Raw genomic sequence first — 24,064 nt, 5'->3', positions numbered from 1 at the left:
TCCCCGCCCGGCCGACCGCGTGACGACACCGCGGTCGGCGCGCTCCGGCGTGCCCTGTCACCACGCCTGCCCAACCTTCGGAGGTACCCGCATGTCCCGTCGCGATGGTGACGTCCTTCCGCTGACAGCCGCCCAGCGCGAGATCTGGCTCGCCGAGCAGAGCTCCCGGACGCCGATCGCCGGCTACCGCGTCGGCGAGTGCCTGGAGATCCACGGCCCGGTGGACAGGGAGCTGTTCGAGACGGCACTGCGCCGGGTGGTCGACGAGGTCGACGCCCTGCACGTGACCTTCGCCGACGACGGCGACGGCCCGCGCCAGATCGTCCGGGAGAGCTGGGACTGGGCCCCGGCCCACCTCGACCTCAGTGCCGAGCGCGACCCCCGGGCGGCGGCCCTGCAATGGATGGAGCGGGACCTGCTGCGCCCGCTGGACCTCGCCCGCGACCCGCTGTTCGGCCACGCGCTGATCAAGGCGTCGCCGACGGAGTACCTCTGGTACCTGAACTACCATCACCTGGTACTCGACGCGATCAGCAGCTCCATGCTCCGCCGACGGGTCGGTGAGGTGTACTCCGCCCTGGCCGAGGGTGCCGCCGTGCCCCCCTGCCCGTTCGGCCCGCTGCGGGACCTGATCGACAGCGACGCCGCCTACCGCGCTTCCGCCGACTTCGCCGCCGACCGCGCCTACTGGACCGAGCGCTTCGCCGACCTGCCCGCCCCGACCCGGCTCACCGACACCTCCACGACCGACCCGCACCGCCCCCTTCGGCTCGCCGAAGAGCGCGAACTGCGCCGCCCGGACGCGTTGCGGGCGGCGGCGAACCGGTCCGGGGTCCGCTGGTCCCGGCTGCTGGTCGCCGCGACCGCCCTCTACGCGCACCGGCTGACCGGCGACCAGGACGTGGTGCTGGCTCTGCCCGTCACCGCCCGCCGCGGCGCCGACCGCGACCTGATGGCGGTGCCGGGCACGACCTCCAACGTGGTGCCGCTGCGGCTGACCGTGCGGCCGGACATGCCCTGGCGCGAACTGGTCGCCCAGGCGGCGCGGGAGGTCGAGACGGCCGTCGCGCACGAGCGTTACCGCAGCGAGGACCTGCTACGGGACCTCGGCGTCACCGGCGGCATCGGGACGGCGTTCCCGCTGATCGTCAACATCATGGCCTTCAATTCCCGGCCGAACTTCGCCGGGCACCCGGCCTCCGTGCACCACTTCGTGTCCGGCTCGACCACCGACCTCGCCGTCTGGGTCTTCGACTACCGCGACGGCAACCCGCCGCTGCTCCGGCTGCACGGCTCCCCACAGGCGTACGACCCCGGCGACCTCGCCGACCACCAACGGCGGCTGCTCGCGCTCCTCGACACCCTCGCGGACCGGGAGGAGGACGAGCCGGTGGGCCGGGTCCCCCTGCTCACCGACGAGGAGCACCGCGAGTCCGCGGCGCTCGGCACCGGCCCGGTCGCCCCGGCCCCCGCCGCGAGCCTGCCGGAGCTGTTCAGGGAGCACGTCCGGGCGACCCCGGACCTCGTCGCCCTGGTGTGCGGCGACGCCTCCCTGACGTACGCGGAACTGGACGCGCGGGCGAACCGGCTGGCGCACACTCTGATCGCTCGGGGAGCGGGCCCGGAGCGGCTGGTGGCGGTGGCTCTGCCGCGCTCGGCCGAGCTGGTGGTGGCAGTGCTCGCGGTGCTGAAGACCGGGGCGGCGTTCGTGCCCGTCGACCCCGAGTACCCCGCCGCCCGGACGGCCCTTCTGCTCGACGACACCCGGCCGGCCCTGCTCGTCACGGATACCCGCGGTGCGGAGCGGCTACGTCCTGCCGGTCCCGTCGACCGGCTGGTCCTCGACGATCCGGAGACGGTCGCTACGCTGGCCTCCCGCCCGGCGAACGACCCGGCGGTGGCCATCGCCCCGGAACACCCCGCGTACGTCATCCACACCTCGGGCTCCACCGGACGGCCCAAGGGCGTGCTGCCCACCCACGGCGGCCTGCTCGACCTGCTCATCGACCTCCAGCAGCACTTCGCGCCAGTGCTCGATGCCCGGCAGCGGCAGCGGCTGCGGGTCGCGCTGACCACCTCCGTCTCCTTCGACGCCTCCTGGAACCAGTTGCTCGCCCTGTTCGGGGGCCACGAGCTGCACGTCCTGGACCAGGCGACCTGGTCCGACCCCGACGCCCTCGTCGGTCACGCGGCGCGCCGGGGGCTGGACTACCTCGAAGCCACCCCTTCCTACCTGCAGGAGCTGGTCGCGCACGGGCTGCTGAGCGACCCGCAGTGGCGCCCCGCCCTGGTCGCGGCGGGCGGCGAGCCCGTCCCGCGGGAGCTGTGGGAGCGGCTGCGGTCGGCCGAGGGCGTGACCTGCCTCAACCTGTACGGGCCGTCCGAATGCACCGTCAACTCGGTCGTCGCGCCGATGGAGTCGAGCCCGCGCCCGGTGATCGGCAGACCGGTGACCAACACCCGGCTGTACGTGCTCGACGGCGCCCTGCGGGCCCTGCCGGCCGGTGCGCGCGGCGAGCTGTACATCGCGGGCGCGGGGCTGGCGCGCGGCTACCTGAACCGGCCGGGGCTGACCGCGGGGCGGTTCGTCGCGGACCCGTTCGGGCCGAGCGGTTCGCGCATGTACCGCACCGGCGACCTGGTGTGCTGGGACGCGGCCGGGAACCTGGAGTTCCTCGGCCGCACCGACGACCAGGTCAAGGTCCGCGGAGTGCGGGTCGAACCGGGCGAGATCGAGGCCGCACTCGCCGAGCACCCCCGGGTCGCCCGAGCCGCCGTGACGGCGCACACCGGACAGGGAGGGGAGCCACGGCTCGTCGCCTACGCGGTACCCGAGCCCGGCGCCACCGTGACCGGCGCCGCCCTCCGCGACCACCTGCGCGACCGGCTGCCCCGGCCCATGGTGCCGTCCGCGTACGTGCTGCTGGACGCACTGCCCCTGACCCCGAACGGCAAGCTCGACCGGCGGGCCCTGCCCGCGCCCGGCCCTGAAGGGCCCGCCGTGCCGGGGCGCGCCCCACGCAACGCGACCGAACACCTGCTCGTCGGGCTGTTCGCCGAAGTGCTCGCCGTGCCCGACGCCGGACCGGACGACAACTTCTTCGACCTTGGAGGGCACTCCCTGCTCGCCACCCGGCTGGTCGCCCGGATCCGCTCGGTCCTCGGCGTGGAGCTGCGACTGGGCGACCTGTTCGACGCGCCCACGGCGGCGGAACTGGCGGCGGCCGTGGACCGCGCGGACCGGGCCCGCCCGGGGCTCGTGCCCCAGGAGCGGCCCGACGCCGTCCCCCTGTCCTTCGCGCAGCGCCGCCTGTGGTTCCTGCACCGCATGGAGGGCCCGAGCGCCACCTACAACATTCCACTGGCGGTGCGGTTGTCCGGGGACCTGGACCAGCGGGCCCTGGAAGCCGCCCTGGTGGACGTGGTCGAGCGGCACGAGAGCCTGCGCACCGTCTACCCCGCGATCGACGGCGTGCCGTGCCAGCGGGTGCTGGCCCCGGAGGCGGCCAGGCCCCGGCTGCGGACGACCCGGACCGGCGAACACGAGCTGCCCGAGCGGCTCGCGCAGGCGGCCCGGTACGGCTTCGACCTCGCCGAGGAGCCGCCGCTGCGCGCCGAACTCTTCCGGCTGACGGCCGAGGAGCACGTACTGCTGCTGGTCGTGCACCACATCGCCGGCGACGGCTGGTCGACGGGCCCGCTCTCGCGGGACCTCACGGCCGCCTACGCCGCCCGCGCGGAGGGCGCGAAGCCCAGGTGGTCGCCGCTGCCGGTCCAGTACGCCGACTACGCCCTCTGGCAGCGGGAGCTGCTCGGCGACAGCACGGACCCGGACAGCCTGCTGAACCGTCAGCTCGCCTACTGGCGTCATCGGTTGGCGGAACTCCCCGATCAGTTGGAACTGCCGTTCGACCGGCCCCGGCCGGCCTCCATGTCCTACCGGGGCGACCGGCTGCCGGTGCGGATCGACGCCGAACTGCACCAGGGCCTGCGGACGCTCGCCCGCAGTGGCGGCGCCAGTCTCTTCATGGTGCTCCAGGCCGGGCTGGCCGCCCTCCTGGGCAGGCTGGGCGCGGTCACCGACATCCCCATCGGCACACCCGTCGCCGGACGCACCGACGAGGCCGCCGACGACCTGGTCGGCTTCTTCGTCAACACCCTGGTCCTGCGCACCGACTTGTCCGGGAACCCGTCCTTCACCGAACTGCTCGGCAGGGTGCGCACCGACGCGCTCGCCGCGTACGCGCACCAGGACGTGCCGTTCGAGCACCTGGTGGAGGCGCTGAACCCGTCCCGGTCACTGGGGCACCACCCACTGTTCCAGACCATGCTCGCGTTGCAGAACGCACCGCTCGGCACCCTCGACCTGCCCCGGCTGCGGGTGACGACCGACCTGGCGCCCACCGGGACGGCCAAGTGCGACCTGACCTTCGTCCTCACCGAACAGCCCGGCAAAGACGGCCTGTCGGGGGTGGTGGAGTACAGCACCGACCTGTTCGACGCGCCCACCGTGACCGACATCGTCGAGCGATGGCTGCGGCTGCTGCGCGCCGTTGTCACCGACCCGGACCGCAGGCTCGGCCGGGTGGACCTCCTGTCCCAGGAAGAGCTGCGCGCGCTGCTCCCGGCGTCCACCGGCACGCGCGAGGAGCCGCCGGCGGACAACCTGACCGCGCTGTTCGAGCGGCGGGTACGGCAGCACCCGGACGCCGTCGCCGTCACCGACGGCGACGTCTCTCTGACCTACACCGAGCTGAACGCCCGTGCGAACCGGCTCGCGCACGCCCTGATCACCCGTGGGGTGGGTCCGGAGCGGCGGGTGGCACTGGCGCTGCCGCGCTCGGCCGAGCAGGTCGTGGCGGTGCTCGCCGTGCTGAAGGCGGGCGGCGCCTACCTCCCGGTGGACCCGTCGTACCCCGCCGCGCGGATCAGCCACCTCCTCCAGGACGCCGGACCCGCGCTCCTGGTGACCACGGGCCGGACCGGCGAACTGCCCGGCACGTACCACGTGGACCGGCTGCTGCTGGACGCCACCGACCTGGACGGCCTGCCGGACACGGACCCGGCGGTCCCGCTCGACCCGCGGCACGCGGCCTACGTCATCTACACCTCCGGCTCCACCGGCGCCCCCAAGGGCGTGGTTGTCCCGCACCGCAACGTGGTCAGGCTGTTCGACGCGACCAGGGAACTGTTCGACTTCCGCGCCCAGGACGTCTGGACGCTCTTCCACTCCTACGCCTTCGACTTCTCGGTGTGGGAGCTGTGGGGTCCGCTGCTGCACGGCGGCCGCCTGGTGGTCGTCGACCACGAAACCAGCCGCTCGCCCGACCGCTTCCTGGCCCTCCTCGCCCGCGAGCGGGTGACCGTGCTCAACCAGACGCCGTCCGCGTTCTACCAGCTCATGCAGGCCGACGCGGAGTACCCGGAGATCAGCCGCGGCCTCGCGCTGCGCACGGTCGTGTTCGGCGGCGAGGCGCTGGAGCACGCCCGGCTGGCGAGCTGGTACGAGCGGCACCCGGACGACGCGCCGCGGCTGGTCAACATGTACGGCATCACCGAGACCACGGTGCACGTCACCCACGCGGCGCTCGACCGGACCAGCGCCGCCGGCCACATCGGCACGGCCCTCGCGGACCTGCGGACGTACGTGCTGGACGCCCACCTGCGTCCGGTCCCCCCGGGAGTGCACGGCGAGCTGTACGTCGCGGGGGCCGGCCTGGCGCGCGGCTACCTCGACCGGCCCGGCCTGACCGCCGGGCGGTTCGTCGCCGACCCGTTCGGCCCACCCGGGTCGCGGATGTACCGCAGCGGCGATGTCGTGCGCCGCGCGGCCCGGGGGTCCCTCCGGCCGGAGGCTGGGGGAGGCAGCCTGCGCTACGTCGGCCGCGCCGACCAGCAGGTGAAGGTGCGCGGCTTCCGGATCGAGCCCGGGGAGATCGAGGCCGCGCTGGCCGCGCACCCCGGCGTCGCCCAGGTCGCCGTCCTCGCCCGGCAGGACCGGGCCGACGACACCCGGCTGGTCGCCTACCTGGTGCCCGCCGCCGGAGCCGGGCCCCGGCCGGACGAGCTGCGCACGCACCTGGCAGCACGCATGCCGCAGTACATGGTGCCGTCGGCGTTCGTCGAACTGGACGCGCTGCCGCTGACGGCCAACGGCAAGCTGGACCACCGGGCCCTGCCCGCCCCCGACCTCGCGCCGACGGCCCCCGCCCGCGCGCCGCGCACCGCGCAGGAGCGGATCCTGTGCGAGCTGTTCGCCGAGGTCCTGGGCGTCGCGTCGGCCGGTGTCGACGACGGCTTCTTCGACCTGGGCGGGCACTCGCTGCTGGCCACCCGCCTCGCCGCCCGCATCCGGACGACGCTCGGCGTGGAAATGCCGCTGCGCACCCTCTTCGAGGCGCCGACCCCGGCCGGTCTGGCCGCCGCCCTGGTGGCGGCCGGACCGGCGCAGCCCGCGCTGGCCCGGCGCGAACGCCCCCAGGCGATCCCGCTCTCCTTCGCCCAGCGACGCCTGTGGTTCCTCCATCAGCTGGAGGACGCCGGCGCCAACTACCACATCTCCCTGGCCTGGCGCCTGTCCGGAGAACTGGACCGGCGGGCCCTGGAGGCTGCTGTGACGGACGTGGTGGCCCGGCACGAGAGCCTGCGCACCGTCTTCCCGGCGGTGGACGGCGTCCCCCGCCAGCGGGTGCTGGACGTGGAGGAGGCCCGTCCCCGGCTCCTCGTGAACCGGACGACCGAGGCGGAGCTGACGGACGTGATGGCGCGTGCGCAGGCCCGCCCGTTCGACCTGGCCCTCGACGCACCGCTGCGCACCGAGCTGTTCGAGCTGGCGGCGGACGAGCACGTCTTCCAGGTGGTTCTCCACCACATCGCGGGCGACGGCTGGTCGCTGGGCCCCCTCGCGCACGGACTGACCACCGCCTACGCGGCACGCCGCCGGGGTGAGGCACCGCAGTGGGCCGAGCTGCCGGTCCAGTACGTCGACCACACGCTGTGGCAGCACGAGCTGTTGGGCGACGCCGCCGACGAGGACAGCCCCCTCGCCCGCCAGACGGCCTACTGGACGCGGCAGTTGGCGGACCTGCCCGAGCGGCTTCCGCTGCCCGGCGACCGGCCCCGCCCGGCCCTCGCCTCCCACCGGGGCGGGTCCGTCCGGGCCGAGCTGGACGCCGACCTGCACCGCGGGCTGCGCGAACTCGCCCGCGCCCATGGCACCAGTCTGTTCATGGTGCTCCAGGCCGGGCTGGCGGTGCTGCTGAGCAAGCTCGGCGCGGGGGACGACATCCCGGTCGGTAGCCCCGTCGCGGGCCGGACCGACCAGGCCCAGGACGAACTGGTCGGCTACTTCGTCAACACGCTGGTCTTCCGCACCGACACCTCGGGCGACCCGACGTTCGCCGAACTGCTGGGCCGGGTCCGGGAGACCGCACTGGCCGGGTACGCCCACCAGGACCTGCCCTTCGAGTACCTGGTGGAGGTCCTCAACCCGTCCCGGTCGCTGGCGCACCACCCCCTGTTCCAGGTCATGCTGGTGCTGCAGAACGCCCCCCGCGCCGACTTCGCGCCGCCCGGCCTGCGCGTCGCCGACGTGCCGCCCGCCTCGACCACCGCCAAGCTCGACCTGCTCTTCACCCTGGCCGAGCGGCACGCCGAGGACGGCTCCCCGGTGGGGATCGACGCTTGCGTCGAGTACGCCTGCGACCTGTACGACCCGGCCACCGTCCGGACGATGTGCGAGCGGTGGACCCGGCTCCTGCGCGCCGTGGTCGCCGACCCGCGGTCCCGGCTCAGCCGGTTCTTCCTGCTCGACGCCGAGGAGCGCTCCCTGCTGACGGCGCTGGGCGCCGGTCCGGCGGCCCGGTCCTTCACCGAGAGCCTGCCGGAACTGTTCCGGGCACAGGTCCGTTCGACTCCGGACACCCTCGCGGTGGTGGGGCCGGACGCCCAGCTGACGTACGCGGAACTGGACGCGCGGGCGAACCGGCTGGCGCACGCGCTCCTGGCGCGCGGCGCCGGCCCGGAGCGGCTGGTGGCGGTGGCCCTGCCCCGGTCGGCCGACCTGGTGGTGGCCGTCCTCGCGGTGCAGAAGACCGGCGCCGCGTACCTCCCGGTCGACCCGGGATACCCGGTCGCGCGGATCGCGTACATGCTCGACGACGCCCGGCCGGTCCTGGGGGTGACCGACGCCCGCACTCGCGACCGACTGCCGCAGGCCGGTCCCGCCGACTGGCTGGTGACCGACGACCCGGCAACGGCCGGGACGGTGGCCGCGTGCCCGGCGACCGATCCGGGCGTCACCGTCCATCCCGACCACCCGGTCTACGTCGTCTACACCTCCGGTTCCACCGGGCAGCCCAAGGGCGTGGTGGCGACCCACGGCGGCCTGGCCAACCTGTTCGCCGCCCAGCACCCACTGGTCTTCCAGACGGGTGAGCGGATGCGGGTCGGGCTGACCACGTCCGTCTCGTTCGACGCCTCCTGTGACCAGATGTTCGCCCTCTACGCCGGCCACGAGCTGCACGTGCTCGACGAGGCGACCTGGACCGATCCGGACGCCTACCTCGCGTACGCCTCGCAGGCCGGGTTGCACACCGTCGGCGGCACCCCGTCCTACCTGCAGGTCCTCGTCGACCACGGCCTGCTGGACCACCCGCGGTGGCGGCCCTCGTTCGTCGGCCTCGGCGGAGAAGCCGTACCGGAGAGGCTCTGGGAGCGGTTGCGGGCGGCCGAGGGCGTTTCCTCCCTCAACTACTACGGGCCGGCCGAGTGCACGGTGGACTCGGTGTGCGCGCCGCTCCGGTCGCAGCCCCGCCCGGTGATCGGCCGGCCGCTCCACGGCGTACGGCTGTACGTGCTCGACGCCGCGCTGCAACCGGTGCCCACCGGGGTGCCCGGTGAGCTGTACCTCGCCGGTGCGGGCCTGGCGCGCGGCTACCTGCACCGGCCCGGGCTGACCGCGGCGCGATTCGTGGCGGACCCGTCCGGCCCGCCCGGCACGAGGATGTACCGCACCGGCGACCTTGCGCGCTGGGGCGCGGACGGGAACCTGGATTTCCTCGGCCGCACCGACGACCAGGTCAAGGTCCGGGGGTTCCGGATCGAACTGGGCGAGATCGAGGCGGCCCTGACGGCACACCCGCGGGTCGCGCGGGCCGCCGTGATCGTCCGGCAGGACCGGGCGGAGGACCCCCGGCTGGTCGCCTACCCGGTGCCCGCCGCCGGGGCCGTGCTCCGGCCCGAGGAGCTGCGGGCGCACCTGCGCGAGCGGCTGCCCGACTACATGGTGCCCGCCGTCTTCGTCCCCCTCGACGCCCTGCCGGTGAACGCCAGCGGCAAGCTGGACCGGCGCGCGCTCCCCGAGCCGGACACCGACGCGGCCCGGTCCGGCCGGGCCCCGCGCACACCCCAGGAACAGGTACTGGCGGGCCTGTTCGCCGGGGTGCTGGGCGTGTCCGAGGTCGGCGTCGACGACGACTTCTTCGACCTGGGAGGGCACTCCCTGCTGGCCACGCGGCTCGTGGCCCGGGTCCGTGCCGCACTCGACGTGGAACTCGCTCTGCGCACCCTGTTCCAGAGCCCGACGGTGGCCGGGCTGGCCGCCGCGCTGGGCGAGGCGGACCGGGCCCGGCTCGCCCTGCGGCGGGTCGAGCGGCCCGCGCTGGTGCCGCTGTCCTCCGCGCAGCGAAGGCTCTGGTTCCTGCGCCAGATGGAAGGCGCGGACTCCGTCTACAACATGCCGCTGGCGTGGCGGCTCACGGGGCCGCTGGACGTGCCCGCCCTGGAGACGGCGCTGGGTGACGTGGTCGACCGGCACGAGACCCTGCGCACGCTCTTCCCGTCGGTGGACGGCGTGCCCCACCAGCGGGTGCTGCCTCCCGCGCAGGCGCGCCCGGCGCTGTCGGTCGTCCCGGCCGACGAGACGGACCTGCCGGAGCTGCTGGCGCGGGCCGCGATTCGAGGCTTCGATCTCGCGGCCGAAGCACCGCTGCGCGCCGCCGTGTTCCGGGTGGCTGCCAACGACCACGTGCTGCTCCTGGTGATCCACCACATCGCCGGCGACGGCTGGTCGCTGGGCCCGCTCGCCGCCGACCTGGCCACCGCGTACGCGGCGCGCCGCGAGGGCGAGGAGCCCCGGTGGGCACCGCTGCCCGTGCAGTACGCCGACTACACCCTGTGGCAGTGCGAGCTGCTCGGCGACCCGGCTGACCCGGACAGCCTGTTCGCCCGCCAGCGGGCCTACTGGACGGAGCGGCTGGCGGACCTGCCGGAGCAGATCCGGCTCCCCGCCGACCGCCCCCGCCCCGCGGCCCCCTCCTACGCCGGTGGCCATCTCACGGTCGAGCTGGACGCGGACCTGCACGCCGGGCTGGTCCGCCTGGGCCGGGAGCACGGCGCCAGCGTGTACATGGTGCTCCAGGCCGCGCTGGCAGCCCTGCTGGACAAGCTCGGCGCCGGACAGGACATCCCGATCGGCGGCCTGATCGCCGGGCGGACCGACCAGGCCCTGGACGACCTCGTCGGCTTCTTCGTCAACACCCAGGTCCTGCGCACCGACACCAGCGGCGATCCGACCTTCGCCGAGCTGCTCGGCCGGGTCCGGGAGGGGGCGCTGAGCGCCTACGCGCACCAGGACCTGCCCTTCGAGCACGTCGTCGAGGCGTGCAATCCGTCCCGGCCCCTCGCCCGCCAGCCGCTGTTCCAGGTGCTGCTCGCGCTGCAGAACGTACCCGGTACCGAGTTCGCCCTGAGCGGTCTGACCGCCGACATCTTCCCGGTGCGGACGCCGACGGCCATGTTCGACCTCGGCTTCCACTTGCTGGAGCGCGGTGGCACGGGCGGAGGGGCCGAAGGCATCGTCGGGCGGGTCGAGTACAGCACCGACCTCTTCGACGCCGCCACGGTCGAGGCACTGGTCGCGCGGTGGCTGCGTCTGCTGGCGTCGGTGGCCGCCGGCCCGGACCGGCCGCTGAGCCGGATCGACGTCCTGACCGCCGAGGAGCGGCACGACCTGCTGGTCGCACGCAACGACACCGCGCGCCCGGTGTCCGCCGCCACCCTGCCCGCCCTGTTCGAGGCACGGGTCCGGTCCGCCCCCGAGGCCGAGGCGGTGGTGTTCGAGGACACCGTGCTGACCTACCGGGAGCTGAACCGCAGGGCCAACCGCCTGGCGCACGCGCTGATCGCACGCGGGGCCGGACCGGAGCAGGTCGTGGCCCTGCGGCTGCCGCGCTCCGCCGAGCTGGTCGTCGCCGTCCTCGCCGTCCTCAAGACGGGCGCGGCGTACCTGCCGGTCGACCCGGACTACCCGGCCGCCCGGATCGCGTACATGCTGCAGGACGCGCGCCCGGCCGTGGTGCTGGACGACCTCGGGGCCGTCGCACCGGACGGGGAGCTGCCGGAGCACGACCCAGCCGTCGTCGTGGACGCCCGCCACCCGGCCTACGTCATCTACACCTCGGGCTCCACCGGCAGGCCCAAGGCCGTCGTGATGCCCGCCGCCGGTCTGCTGAACCTGCTGGCCTGGCACCACGCATCCGTAGGCGGCGCACCCGGCACGCGCACCGCGCAGTTCACCGCTCTCAGCTTCGACGTCTCGGTGCAGGAGACGCTCTCCGCGCTGCTGTACGGCAAGACGCTGGTGGTGCCGACCGAGGAGCAGCGCCGCAGCGCCGAGCTGCTCGCCCACTGGCTGGACCGCCACGAGGTCGAGGAGCTGTTCGCGCCCAACCTGGTGGTCGAGGCGCTGGCCGAGGCCGCCGAGGAGGCCGGTCTCGCGCTGCCGAGGCTGCGGCTGATCGCGCAGGCCGGCGAGGCGATGCGGCTCGGCGGTGTCGTACGCCGCTTCCAGGCCCGGCGACCGGGCCTGGCACTGCACAACCACTACGGTCCCGCCGAGACCCATGTGATCACCGCCTACCCGCTCCCGGCCGACCCCGCCGACTGCCCGCTGCCCGTGCCGATCGGCCGCCCGATCGCCAACTGCCGGACGTACGTGCTGGACGCGGCGCTGCGACCGGCCGCACCCGGCGTGCTGGGCGAGCTGTACCTCGCCGGGGCGGGTCTCGCCCGCGGCTACCTGAACCGGTCCGGGCTCACCGCCACGCGGTTCGTCGCCGACCCCTACGGTCCGGGCGGCGCCCTGATGTACCGCACCGGAGACCTGGTGCGCTGGCGTACCGACGGCGAGCTGGAGTTCGCAGGCCGGGCGGACCACCAGGTGAAGGTACGAGGCTTCCGGGTCGAGCCCGGCGAGATCGAGGCCGAGCTGGCCGCGCACCCGTCGGTCGCCCAGGTCGCGGTGCTCGCCCGGGAGGACCGGCTCGTCGCCTACGTCGTCCCGCCGGCCACGACCGTGGCGAGCACGACGGAGCTGGCGGCGTACCTGCGCGACCGGCTCCCGGACCACCTGGTGCCGTCCGCCCTCGTGCTGCTGGACGCGCTGCCGTTGACGCCGAACGGGAAGCTGGACCGTGCGGCGCTGCCCGCGCCCGCGCCGGACACGGCCGTCGGCGGCCGGGCGCCGCGCACACCGCAGGAGCAGATCCTGAGCGAGCTGTTCGCCGAGGTGCTGGGCGTACCGCGGGTCGGCGTCGACGAGAACTTCTTCGACCTCGGCGGGCACTCCCTGCTCGCCACCCGGCTGGTCTCGCGGGTCCGCGCGACCCTCGGCGTCGAACTGGAGCTGCGCTCCCTGTTCCGGCACCCGACCCCCGCCGGAGTGGCCGCCGGGCTGCACGACACGGGCGCCGCACGCAAGGCCCTGGTGCCCCGGCCGCGTCCCGAAGTCATGCCGCTGTCGTTCGCCCAGCGCCGCCTGTGGTTCCTCCAGCAGTTCGGGGCCCCGAGCGCCACTTACCACATGCCGCTCGCCCTGCGCCTCTCCGGCGACCTCGACCGGGCCGCGCTGGATCAGGCGCTGGCCGACGTGGTGGCCCGGCACGAGACCCTGCGCACGGTCTTCCCGCACACCGCCGGGATCCCGCACCAGCGGGTCGTGGACGCCGCCGGGGTCCCCGTCGCGCTGACCGTGCGCGCGGCCGACGAGGCGGAGATGCCCGCCCTGCTGCGCGCCGCTGCGGTGAGGGCGTTCGACCTGACCCGGGAAGTGCCGCTGCGCGCCGAGCTGTTCGCCCTCTCTCCCGACGAGCACGTACTGCTGCTGGTCATGCACCACATCGTCGGTGACGGCTGGTCCATGGGCCCGCTCGCCCGCGACCTGGCGACCGCCTACGCCAGCCGCCGTGGTGGCGGCGCGCCCGCCTGGCCGCCGCTGCCCGTGACGTACGGGGACTACACCCTGTGGCAGCACGAGGTCCTCGGCGACGAGCACGACGAGGACAGCCTGTTCGCCCGCCAGGTCGCCTACTGGAAGGAGGCGCTGGCCGGCCTGCCCGAGCAGGTGCCGCTGCCCGCCGACAGGCCGCGCCCGGCCACCATGTCGTACGGCGGCGACCTGCTGGAACTGCGGTTCGACGCCGCACTGCACGCGTCCCTGCTGGAGGTGGCGCGCCGCTCGGGCACGACCCTGTTCATGGTGCTGCAGGCCGCGCTCGCCGCTCTGTACACGCGCCTGGGCGCCGGGACGGACATCGCCATCGGCAGCCCGGTCGCCGGGCGGACCGACGAGGCGCTGGACGACCTGGTCGGGTTCTTCATCAACACGCTGGTGCTGCGCACCGACACGAGCGGAGACCCGAGCTTCACCGAGCTGCTGGGCCGGGTGCGGGAGACGGCGCTGTCGGCCTACGCGCACCAGGACGTGCCCTTCGAGCACCTCGTGGAGGTCCTGAACCCGTCCCGTTCCCTCTCCCACCACCCGCTCTTCCAGACCGGCCTGGTCGTGCAGAACGCACCGGGCGGCGACTTCGACCTGCCGGGTCTCAGGGTCACCGGCATCCCCGTGCTGACCGGGACCGCACGGCTCGACCTGACCTTCGGGTTCGCGGAGGAGCACGGGCCGGACGGCGCGCCGGCCGGGCTCAGCGGTGCGGTCGAGTACAGCACCGACCTGTTCGACCGCGCGACGGTCGAGGCACTGGCCGCCCGCTGGAGCAGGCTCCTGGCCGCGGTCGTCGCCGCGCCGGACCTGCCGATCGGCGGGATCGACCTGCTGTCCGCCGACGAGCGCCGAGAGCTGCTGCCCGCCGCCGGGAGCGAAACGGCCGGGGGGAGCTTGCCGGCGCTGTTCGCGGCGCGGGCGGCACACACACCGGACGCGGTCGCGCTGGTGTGCGGCGACGTCGAGCTGACGTACCGGCAGCTCGACGCCCGGGCGAACCGGTTCGCGCACGTGCTCAGGGCGCGGGACGTCGGTCCCGAACACGTCGTGGCGGTGGCGCTGCCCCGGTCGGTGGAGTCGGTGGTCGCGGCCCTGGGCACGCTGAAGGCCGGGGCCGCGTACCTGCCGGTGGACCCGGCGTACCCGGCGGCGCGGATCGCGTACATGCTGGACGACGCCCGGCCGACGGTGGTCGTCGACGACCCGGCCCTGGTGGCCGGCTCCGCCGGCCTGCCGGAGACCGATCCGGGTGTCGCGGTGGACGCCCGGCACCCGGCCTATGTGATCTACACCTCGGGGTCGACGGGCCGTCCCAAGGGCGTGGTGGTGAGCCACACCGGCGTGTCGGGCCTGGTGGCGGCGCAGGCCGACCGGCTCGGCGTGGCGCCGGGCAGCCGGGTGCTCCAGTTCGCCTCGCCCAGCTTCGACGCGTCCTTCTGGGACCTGTGCGCTGCGGTCCTCACCGGCGCCGCCCTCGTCCTGGCCCCGTCCGGCAGCCCGCTGGAGGCGCTGACGGACCCCCGGCTCGGCGTCACCCACGTGACCCTTCCGCCGTCGGCCCTGGCCGCGGTGGACGGAGCCGACCTCACCGCCACCACCCTGGTCGTCGCGGGCGAGGCGTGCGCGCCGGAGCTGGTGGCCCGCTGGGCGCCGGGCAGGCGCATGATCAACGCCTACGGTCCGACCGAGACCACCGTGTGCGCGACCATGAGCGACCCGCTGTCCCCGGGGTCCGGCGCGCCGCCGATCGGCCGTCCGGTCGCGGGCTTCCGGGTGTACGTCCTCGACGAGCGGCTGCGCGTCGTTCCGCCGGGCGTCGCGGGGGAGCTGTACGTCGCCGGTCCCGGCCTGGCGCGCGGGTACCTGAACCGGCCGGGCCTGACGGCCGGGCGGTTCGTCGCCTGCCCGTTCGGCCCGGAGGGTGCGCGGATGTACCGCACCGGGGACGTGGTGCGCCGGCGTACCGACGGAGAGCTGGAGTACATCGGCCGCGCCGACGACCAGGTCAAGGTGCGTGGTTTCCGGATCGAGCCGGGCGAGGTCGAGGCGGCGCTGGCCGCGCACCCCGCCGTCGCCCGGGCCGCCGTCCTCGCCCGGGACGACCGGCTCGTCGGCTACGCCGTGACCCGTCCCGGCGTCGCCGTCCGCCCCGCGGAGCTGACGGCGCACCTGCGCGACCGGCTTCCCGACTATCTGGTGCCGTCCGCGTTCGTGTTCCTGGACGCGCTGCCGTTGACGCCGAACGGGAAGCTGGACCGTGCGGCGCTGCCCGCGCCCGACCCGGGCCCGGCCGTCGGCGGCCGGGCGCCGCGCACACCGCGGGAGCAGATCCTGTGCGAGCTGTTCGCCGAGGTGCTGGGCGTACCGCGGGTCGGTGTCGACGAGGACTTCTTCGAGCTGGGCGGGCACTCCCTGCTCGCCACCCGGCTGGCCGCACGGGTGCGTTCGGTGCTCGGCGTGGAGGTGGGACTGCGCGCCCTCTTCCAGGCGCCCACTGTGGCCGGCCTGGCCGAGGCGCTGACCGGGGCAGGCCGCACTCGCCCGGCACTGACCCGGCGGGAACGGCCGGAGGCGGTGCCGCTGTCCTTCGCCCAGCGCCGCCTGTGGTTCCTGCACCGCATGGACGGAGCCGCCGCGACGTACCACATCCCGCTCGCGCTCCGGCTCACGGGGACGCTCGACCGGACCGCGCTGGATCAGGCGCTGGCCGACGTGGTGGCCCGGCACGAGAGTCTGCGGACGGTCTTCCCGGAGGTCGACGGCGTACCCCGCCAGCTCGTCCTCGACCCGGCCACGGCCCGGTCCCGGACGCGGCTGACGCAGATCTCGGAGGCAGACCTCCCCGAGCGACTGGCCGAGTCCGCCCGGCTGCCGTTCGCCCTTGAGGACGAGGCCCCCCTGCGGGCGGAGCTGTTCGCCCTCGAGCCGGACACCCACGTCCTGCTGCTGGTGATGCACCACATCGCCGGTGACGGCTGGTCGACCGGCCCGCTGGCCCGCGATCTGGCCGAGGCGTACACCGCCCGGTGCGAGGGCCGTACGCCGAACTGGCGCGCCCTGCCGGTGCAGTACGCCGACTACACGCTGTGGCAACGGGACCTGCTCGGTGACGCCGCCGACCCCCGCAGCCGGTTCGCCGAGCAGCTCGACCACTGGAAGCACCGGCTCGCCGGCCTGCCGGAGCTGCTCCCGCTGCCCACCGACCGGCCCCGGCCGGCTGTGACCGGGTGGCACGGGGACCACGTCCCCCTGGAGATGAGTCCCGAACTGCACGCCTCCCTGCTGGAGTTGGCGCGCAGCTCGGGCGCCAGCCTGTTCATGGTGCTCCAGGCCGCGCTGGCGGCGCTCTACACACGTCTCGGTGCCGGCACGGACATCCCGATCGGCAGCCCCATCGCGGGACGGACCGACGAGGCGCTGGACGACCTGGTCGGGTTCTTCGTCAACACGCTGGTGCTGCGCACCGACACGAGCGGGGACCCGAGCTTCACCGAGCTGCTGGGCCGGGTGCGGGAGGCGGCGCTGTCGGCGTACGCGCACCAGGACGTGCCCTTCGAGCACCTCGTGGAGGTCCTGAACCCGTCCCGTTCCCTCTCCCACCACCCGCTGTTCCAGACCGTCCTGGCCGTGCAGAACGCCCCGATGGGCCGCTTCTCCCTGCCGGGCCTGGACGTCACCACCTACGCGGTGGACACCAGGACCGCCAAGTTCGACATCGGCGTGAGCCTCGTCGAGCAGTCCGGTCCGGACGGCGGACCCGCGGGGATCGTCGGTGCGCTGGAGTACGCCACCGACCTGTTCGACCGTTCCACGGTCACGGCCCTCGTCGCGCGCTGGACGCGCCTGCTGGAAGCCGTCACCGCCGACCCGGACCGGCCGATCGGCGCGATCGAGCTGCTCGGCGCCGACGAGCGGCACCGCCTGCTGGAGCGGGGCAACGAGACCGCCCGGGAAGTGGCGGCCGTCCCGGTGCCTCAGGCGTTCGCGGCGCAGGTGGCCGCGACCCCCGACGCGGTGGCCCTGGTGCACGGCGACACCGAGTTGACGTACCGGCAGCTCGACACCTGGGCGAACCGGTTCGCGCACGCGCTGATCGCCCGGGGCGTCGGGACGGAGCAGATCGTGGCCGTGGCCCTGCCACGCTCGGTGGAGTCCGTGGTGACCGTCCTCGGCGTGCTGAAGGCCGGGGCCGCGTACCTGCCCGTGGACCCGGCGTACCCGGCGGCGCGGATCGCGTACATGCTGGACGACGCCCGTCCGGCCCTGGTGGTCGACGACCCGACGCTGGTGACCGAGGTGTCCGCGTGGCCCGCGACCGACCCCGTGGTCGCGCTCGACGCCCGGCACCCTGCGTACGTCATCTACACCTCGGGCTCGACCGGCCGCCCCAAGGGCGTCGTCGTCGGCCACGGCGGCATCGCGAGCCTGGTCGCCGCGCAGATCGAGCGCTTCGCGATCGAACCCGGCAGCCGCGTGCTGCAGTTCGCCTCGCCCAGCTTCGACGCCTCGGTGTCGGAGATCTGCACCGCCCTGCTGCGCGGCGCAGCCCTGGTCCTGCCGCGGACGGCTGACCCGGTCGCCGCGCTGACCGACCGGGACCTGGCGCTCACGCACGCCACCGTGCCCCCGTCCGTCCTCGCCGCCGTGCCGGAGGCCCCGGCGCGACTGTCGACACTCGTGGTGGCCGGCGAGGCGTGCCCGCCGGAGCTGGTGGACCGCTGGGCGCCGGGCAGGCGCATGATCAACGCCTACGGCCCGACCGAGACCACCGTGTGCGCGACCATGAGTGACCCGCTGACGCCCGGCACGGGCGTGCCGCCGATCGGCCGGCCGATCGCCAACGCCCGGGTGTACGTGCTGGACGAGCGGCTGCGACCGGTGCCGCCGGGCGTGCCGGGGGAGCTCTACGTCGCGGGCGCCGGCCTGGCGCGCGGGTACCTGAACCGGCCGGGCCTGACGGCCGGGCGGTTCGTCGCCTGCCCGTTCAGCGCGGGGGAGCGTATGTACCGCACCGGGGACCTGGTGCGCTGGCGCGCCGACGGAGAGCTGGAGTACGTCGGCCGCGCCGACGACCAGGTCAAGGTGCGCGGCTTCCGGGTCGAGCCCGGCGAGATCGAGGCGGCGCTGGCCGCGCACCCCGCCGTCGCCCGGGCCGCCGTCCTCGCCCAGGACGACCGGCTCGTCGGCTACGTCGTCCCGCACCGGGACGAGGACCGTGACAGCGGCCAGGAGACGGACCACGTGAGCGAGTGGCGGGACATCTACGACGCCCTGCCCATCGCCCCGGAGGAAGCCGGCTTCGGCCAGAACTTCGTCGGCTGGAACAGCAGCTACGACACGAGTCCGATCCCGGTCGAGCAGATGCGGGAATGGCGCGACGCCACCGTGGCCCGCATCCTGGCCCTGCGCCCCCGCCGGGTACTGGAGGTCGGCGTCGGAACCGGACTGCTGCTCTCGCAGATCGCACCGCACTGCGAGACCTACTGGGCGACGGACTTCTCCGCCACGGCGATCAACGCACTGACGGCCCAGATCGCCCGCCAGGACGACCTGTCCGGGCGGACCGTGCTCCAGACCCGCCCGGCGCACGACACCGACGGTCTGCCGGCCGGGCACTTCGACACCGTCGTCATCAACTCGGTGGTGCAGTACTTCCCGTCCGCCGACTACCTCGCGGACGTGATCGGGAAGCTGATGGAGCTGCTCGTGCCCGGCGGCACGCTCTTCGTCGGCGACGTGCGCAACCTGCGGCTGCTGCGCCCGCTGGCCACCGCGGTCCACCTGCACCGCACCGGCACGGACGTCGACCTCGCGGCGGTGCGCCGGGCGGTGGAGCAGGCCATGAGGGTCGAGAAGGAACTCCTGGTCGACCCTGACTTCTTCACCGTCCTGCGTGAGCACGGCGCGGACATCGGCGCGGTGAGCATCCAGGTCAAGCGCGGCCGCCACCACAATGAACTGACCCGCTACCGCTACGACGTGACGCTGCACAAGCTGCCCGTCACCCCGGCCGCCCCGCGCCGGACGGCAGAGTTGGAATGGGGTCGGCAGGTCACCGGGCTGGACGAGCTGCGTGAGCTGCTCGCCCGGCCGCACGCCGACCTGCTGCGCATCACCGGGGTGCCCAACCGCCGCGTGGCTCGCGAGTCCGCGCTGGCCCGGGCCGTACAGGACGGTGACGACTCGCTCACTGGACTGCTGGAACAGCTGCACGGCCCGCAGGACGGCGCACTGCCCGACCCGGAGGACTTCCAGGCCCTCGGGCAGGAGTACGGCCGCTCGGTGGCGGTCACCTGGTCGGCCACCCAGGACGACGCCGTGGACGTCGTCCTCGCCGACACGCGGGCGTGTCACGGCGCCCCCGTCGAGCCCTACCGGCCCGCCGTCACCGCCCTCCGGCCCCTGTCGTCGCTGACCAACCGCCCGACCGGCAGCCGGAGCACCGGCGCCCTCATCGGCGAACTCCGGGAATGGCTGCGCGGGCGACTGCCCGACTATCTGGTCCCCTCGGCGTTCGTGGCGCTTCAGGCGCTGCCGCTGACGGGCAGCGGAAAGCTCGACCGCCGCGCGCTGCCCGCGCCCGACCTCGGGACGGCCGGGACCGCGCGGGCGCCGCGCACCCCGCAGGAGCAGCTCCTCGCCGAGCTGTTCGCCGAGCTGCTGGGCCTGGCCCAGGTCGGCGTCGACGACAGCTTCTTCGACCTGGGCGGCCACTCGCTGCTGGCCACCCGCCTGGCTGCCCGGGTCCGCGCGACCCTCGGCGCCGAACTCGACGTCCGTACGCTGTTCGAGACGCCGACGGTGGCCGGCCTGGCGGCCCGCCTCGACGGCTCCGGCACGGCGCGGCCGGCCCTGACAGCCCGGCCGCGCCCCGACCGTGTGGAGCTGTCCTTCGCCCAGCGCCGCCTGTGGTTCCTGCACCGTATGGACGGGCCGAGCGCCACCTACAACATGCCGCTCGCGCTGAGCCTGACCGGCGCGCTCGACCGCCCGGCCCTGCACGCCGCGCTCGCGGACGTGATCGCCCGGCACGAGAGCCTGCGGACAATCTTCCGCGAGACGGACGGCGTGCCGTACCAGGTCGTGCTGGACGCCGAGCGGGGGTACCCGGAGCTGCCGGTGATCGCGCTCGACGAGGACCGGCTGGTCGAGCGGCTGGCCGCGACGGCACGGCGGGGCTTCGACCTGGCGGCCCAGCCGCCGGTCCGGGCCGAGCTGTACGCGCTCGCGCCCGACCGGCACGTCCTGCTGGTCGTGGTGCACCACATCGCCGCCGACGGCTGGTCGATGGGACCACTCTCCGCCGACCTCGCCGCCGCCTACACGGTGCGCTGCCGGGGCGAGGAGCCGCACTGGTCCCCGCTGCCGGTGCAGTACGCCGACTACACCTGCTGGCAGCGTGACCTGCTCGGCGACACCGCCGACCCGGACAGCCTGTTCTCCCGGCAACTGGCCTACTGGAAGGGCGAGCTGGCGGGCATCCCGCAGCAGGTGCAGTTGCCCGCCGACCGGCCCCGTCCGCCGGTCGCCACCCAGCGGGGCGACCGCGTCGCGGTCGCGCTCGATCCGGACCTGCACCAGGCGTTGCGCGACCTCGCCGCCGCGCGCGGCGCCAGCATGTTCATGGTGCTCCAGGCCGGTCTCGCCGCACTGCTCAGCCGTCTCGGCGCCGGCACCGACATCCCGATCGGCAGTCCCATCGCCGGCCGCACCGACGAGGCGCTGGACGACCTGGTCGGGTTCTTCGTCAACACGCTGGTGCTGCGCACCGACACGAGCGGAGACCCGAGCTTCACCGAACTGCTCGACCGGGTGCGGCACAAGGCGCTCGCCGCCTACGACCACCAGGACGTGCCCTTCGAGTACCTGGTCGAGGTGGTCAACCCGGTCCGCTCGCTCTCCCACCACCCGCTGTTCCAGGTCATGCTGGCCCTGCAGAACGCGCCGGTGGGCGAGTTCGTACTGCCGGGGCTGTCCACCGGCCACCTGGAGGCGTCGACCGGGACCTCGCGGGTCGATCTGACGTTCAGCCTCGCCGAGCGGTTCCGCGCGGACGGCTGTCCGGACGGTCTGGTCGGCGCGGTGGAGTTCGCCACCGACCTGTTCGACCCGGCCACCGTGGAGCTGCTGTTCGCCCGCTGGTCCCGGCTGCTGCGCGCGGCGGTCGCCGACCCCGACCGGCCGATCGGCCGCATCGACGTTCTGTCGGACGAGGAACGCGACCGGCTGCTGTCCGCGTCCGCCGGCGCCCCGGCCGAACTGCCCGGAGCCGCGCTCCCGGAGCTGTTCGCCCGGCAGGCGAACGCCACTCCGGACGCGGTGGCCGTCGTAGCGGGCGCCACCGAGCTGACGTACCGGGAACTCGACCAGCGGTCCAACCGTCTCGCGCGGGCACTGGTCCGCCAGGGTGTGCGACCGGAGACACCGGTCGCGGTGCTGCTGGACCGCTCGGCGGACCTGGTCGTGGCGCTGCTGGCGATCACCAAGGCGGGCGGCGCCTATGTGCCCCTCGACTCGCGCTTCCCGCAGACCCGGATCGAGCTGATCCTCAAGGAAGCCGGGGCCGCGCTGATGCTCACCGAGGACGTGCTGCCCGCACTGATCGACGGTGAGCTCGACTCGTCCGACGTCGAAGCCCACTGCGACCGCCGGCAATTGGCGTACGTGATGTACACCTCCGGCTCGACCGGGCGGCCGAAGGGCGTGGCGGTCACCCACCAGGACGTCGTGGGCCTCGCTCTCTCGCCCGAGTGGCATCGCGGCGGACACGAGCGGGTGCTCATGCACTCCCCGACCGCCTTCGACCTCTCGACCTACGAGCTGTGGGTGCCGCTGCTGAGCGGTGGCACGGTCGTGGTCGCACCGCCCGAGCGGCTCGACCTCGACCTGCTCCAGCACACCATCACCACGCACGGGGTCACCGGTCTGTGGCTGACGGCCGGCCTGTTCCGCCTGGTCGCCGAGGAGCGGCCGGACCTCCTCGCGGGAGTGCGGGAGGTGTGGACGGGAGGCGACGTGGTCTCCCCGGCCGCCGTCGCCCAGGTACTCCGGGCCTGCCCCGGCATCGAGGTGGTCGACGGCTACGGGCCCACCGAGGCGACCACCCTGGCCACCTGCCACCCGGTGCGCGACCTCCCCGAGAACGCCGCGACCGTGCCGATCGGCCGGCCGATGGCGAACATGCGCGCCTACGTCCTCGACGCCCACCTGCGCCCGGCGCCCGCCGGCCTGGTCGGCGAGCTCTGCCTCGCGGGCACCGGCGTGGCCCGCGGCTACCTCGGCCGGCCCGGCCTGACGGCGGAGTGCTTCATCGCCGACCCGTACGGGCCGCCAGGCAGCCGGATGTACCGCACCGGCGACCTGGCCCGGTGGACGTCCGAGGGCACCCTCGAGTTCGCCGGACGCACCGACCACCAGGTCAAGCTCCGGGGGCTGCGCATCGAGCCCGGCGAGATCGAGGCCATCCTCGCGAACTGCCCCGGCGTCGCCCAGGCAGCGGTCGTCGCCCGCGAGGACCGGCCCGGGGACAAGCGGCTCGTCGCCTACCTGGTGCCCGCGCCCGAGGGCGTGCCCGAGACGGCCGAGCTCGCCGGGCGCGTGCGCCGTGACCTGCCCGACTACATGGTGCCGGCGGCGTTCGTCACCCTGGACGCGCTGCCGCTGACCGCCAACGGCAAGCTCGACCGGGCCGCCCTGCCCGCCCCCGAGTACGGGGCGACCGGTGCCGGACGCGGTCCGAGGACGCCTCGGGAGCAGCTCCTGTGCGATCTCTTCGCCGAGGTCCTCGGCCGCGAACAGGTACGCATCGACGACAACTTCTTCGATCTGGGCGGGCACTCGCTGCTCGCCGCACGTCTGGCCTCCCGCGTCCGCGAGACCCTCGGTCTGGAGCTGGGCCTGCGCATGCTGTTCGAGGCGCCGACCGTGGCCGGTCTCAGCGAGCGCCTGGTCATGGACGACCCCGAGGACGCGCTGGACGTCGTGCTGCCGTTGCGGTCGAGCGGGACCGGCACGCCGCTCTTCTGCATCCACCCCGGCGGCGGCATCAGCTGGTCGTACAGCGGACTGCTCAACCACATCGGCCCCCAGCACCCGGTCTACGCGATCCAGGCGCGCGGTCTCGGCCGCCCCGAAACCCTGCCCGCCTCCTTCGAGGAGATGGCGGCCGACTACGCCGACCAGATCCGCAAGATCCAGCCACAGGGCCCCTACCTGCTGCTCGGCTGGTCCGCCGGCGGACTGATCGCCCACGCCCTCGCCTGCGAGCTGCAGGCACGCGGCGAGCGGACCGCGCTGCTGGCCGTCCTGGACGCCTACCCGGTGAAGGACGTGCGGTTCGAGGAGACGCCCGTGCCCACCGAGCGGGACGTGCTCGTCGGCGTGCTCGACGTCGATCCCGACGAGCTGGGCGACCGGGAACTGACCTACGCCGAGGTCGCCGAGGTCCTGAACCGACGGGGCAGCGCGCTGCAGGGCCTGACGGAACGGCAGATCGAAGTCATCGTCCACATCATGATCAACAACGCGAAGCTGGCGGTCGACTTCGTCCCCTCCGTGTTCGACGGCGACCTGCTGTTGTTCAACTCGACCATCGACCGCGACGGGAACGACGCAGGCCCCGCGACCTGGCGCCCATACCTCACGGGCCGGATCACGTCCCACGAGATCACCACCCGCCACAACAAGATGACCGAGGCCGGCTCACTGGCCCAGATCGGACCGATCCTGGCCGCCCGCCTGGCCGAGGCCACCGGTGACACCAACCCCCACCAGGAGGACTGA

General features: G+C 74.3%; 1 protein-coding gene. It reads left to right on the top strand.

Annotated elements, in window-relative coordinates:
• Window positions 1-91: 91 nt before the first annotated feature.
• Window positions 92-24,064: a non-ribosomal peptide synthase/polyketide synthase gene (locus ACH4F2_RS30030; protein WP_398135895.1), complete on the top strand. Its 23,973-nt coding sequence runs from the start codon at window positions 92-94 to the stop codon at window positions 24,062-24,064.

Source organism: Streptomyces sp. NPDC017890 (genome assembly GCF_044328675.1).
In the GTDB taxonomy this organism is placed as follows: Bacteria; Actinomycetota; Actinomycetes; order Streptomycetales; family Streptomycetaceae; genus Streptomyces.
The sequence above is the reverse complement of the archived record's forward strand: the minus strand, read 5'-3'. Positions and strand labels throughout refer to the sequence as shown.

Bases quoted from the DNA above. Each gene is read 5' to 3' on its own strand.
- ACH4F2_RS30030 (WP_398135895.1), top strand. From the start codon at position 92: ATGTCCCGTCGCGATGGTGACGTCCTTCCGCTGACAGCCGCCCAGCGC.